2 protein-coding genes are annotated in these 1,691 nt (G+C 31.3%); both read right to left on the bottom strand.

Going from position 1 to position 1,691, the window contains the following annotated elements; translation table 11 throughout:
• Window positions 1–107: 107 nt before the first annotated feature.
• Window positions 108–1,196 carry a PTS transporter subunit EIIC gene (locus F553_RS0111550; protein WP_019000215.1) on the bottom strand — a complete coding sequence of 363 codons (1,089 nt, stop codon included), beginning with the start codon at window positions 1,194–1,196 and terminating at the stop codon, window positions 108–110.
• A 218-nt stretch (window positions 1,197–1,414) separates the two neighbouring features.
• Entirely contained in the window at window positions 1,415–1,579 is a 165-nt protein-coding gene (locus F553_RS12440; protein ID WP_019000214.1) for a hypothetical protein, read from the bottom strand.
• Window positions 1,580–1,691 lie beyond the last annotated feature (112 nt).

Raw genomic sequence — 1,691 nt, 5'->3', positions numbered from 1 at the left:
GATAAAACTAAAAGGACTTAGTCCTGTAGAATACAGAACTAAGTCTCAATTAGTAGCTTAATTAATATGTCCAATATTTTGGGTGCATATCAATTTGTACTATCTTTTTATTTTGCTAAATCAACTTTAAATTTTAAACAATAAGCGATGATGAAAGCAATAACGGCAGCAATTATATCACTTAAAATATACAATAGAAAGCCATCGCCATAAAATACAGGAAGAGAAGCTAGACTAGGAAAGGCAAAAGCGATAGCTTTAGCGCCTGAATAACCAGCGATAGCACCACCAATACCACCACCGATGCATACGGCTATCATAGGCTTTTTGCGAGGTAAATTTACACCAAACATAATTGGCTCAGTGATACCAAATAATGCTGATAAAATAGAAGATGCGCAAATGGATTTAAATTTCGTATCTTTACTTTTTAAGAATACAGCAAGTCCTGCACCAGCTTGAGCAAATACAGCAGGTCCCATTAAGGCTAAGACTGTATCTGAACCCAATACAGCAATATTGTTCATACCGATTAAAATAAAACTCCAGTGGAAACCAAAGATTACCATTGGTTGAATGACTGTGCCTAATAAAGCTCCTGAAATAATTGGGGAAAAATTATAGATATATTCATAGATATTAGCGAGAAAATCACCTATAACCATACCAATAGGGCCAAATAAGAATAATGTTACAAATCCTACAAAGATAATACACAAAAGAGGTGTCAAAAACCCTTTTACCATATCAGGGAAAATTTTATTTAAGAATTTTTCAACAAAAGTTAATAATGCTGAAGCTAAAATAATAGGGATAACACTAGAATGGTATGTAACACCTTTTAAAGGAATGTGGAAGAATTCTACAGTTTGACCAGATTCTAAGATATGATTTAGTGAAGGATAAAGGAAAATACCTGCAATAACGACAGCAGTAAAGGGATTAGCCCCAAATTTTTTAGCTGATGTATAGGCTAATAACATGGGTAAAAAGTAAAATAGACTGTCAGCCATGGCATTTAAAACAAGGTAATTATCACTTTCTTTAATTAATACATCTGTGGCAATTAATACAGCAATAATACCTTTTAAGATACCAGCGGCACTTAGTAAACTGACAATGGGTAAAAATATACCAGCGATACCATCAATTATAGTATTAATCATTGATTTTTGGTGTTGAGAAGAAGTGTTCATACAGATAAAAATAGTCCTTTCGATGAATTTATTATGTACATATATCTTATATAAATACACACATAGCTAATAATTATACTTAGTGTTAACAATATTGTCAATTTATGAATTAAATTAAAGAAAATATGTGTATTTTTTAGATGATGAATTTATGGAGATTGAAGAATTTTTAAAATCAAAAAAACTGCACTTAAAGTGCAGTTTTTTATTTAATATAGTTAAAAATTAATATTATCACTATCTTTGTAAGAGCCACCACAAGTAGTTATATTATCAATAGCATACATATCTTCACAACTAATTGTAAAATTTATTTTTAGATTTTCAATAATACGCTCTTTGGTAACGCTTTTCACAAGAGGTATAACATTGTGTTTTGACATACTCCCCATGCCTAAATGCAGGGGATTCTTGGATACAAACGATATTTGCCTACTAAAATAGCAGGTCTTACTATATCTCTCCAAAGAAGGTTGATGCCCCAACCTTCCATAT

The organism is Megamonas rupellensis DSM 19944, assembly GCF_000378365.1.
In the GTDB taxonomy this organism is placed as follows: Bacteria; Bacillota; Negativicutes; order Selenomonadales; family Selenomonadaceae; genus Megamonas; species Megamonas funiformis.
The sequence above is the reverse complement of the archived record's forward strand: the minus strand, read 5'-3'. Positions and strand labels throughout refer to the sequence as shown.

Excerpts from the sequence above, each read along its gene's own strand:
- F553_RS12440 (WP_019000214.1), bottom strand. The coding sequence starts at position 1,579 with ATGTCAAAACACAATGTTATACCTCTTGTGAAAAGCGTTACCAAAGAG.
- F553_RS0111550 (WP_019000215.1), bottom strand. The coding sequence starts at position 1,196 with ATGAACACTTCTTCTCAACACCAAAAATCAATGATTAATACTATAATT.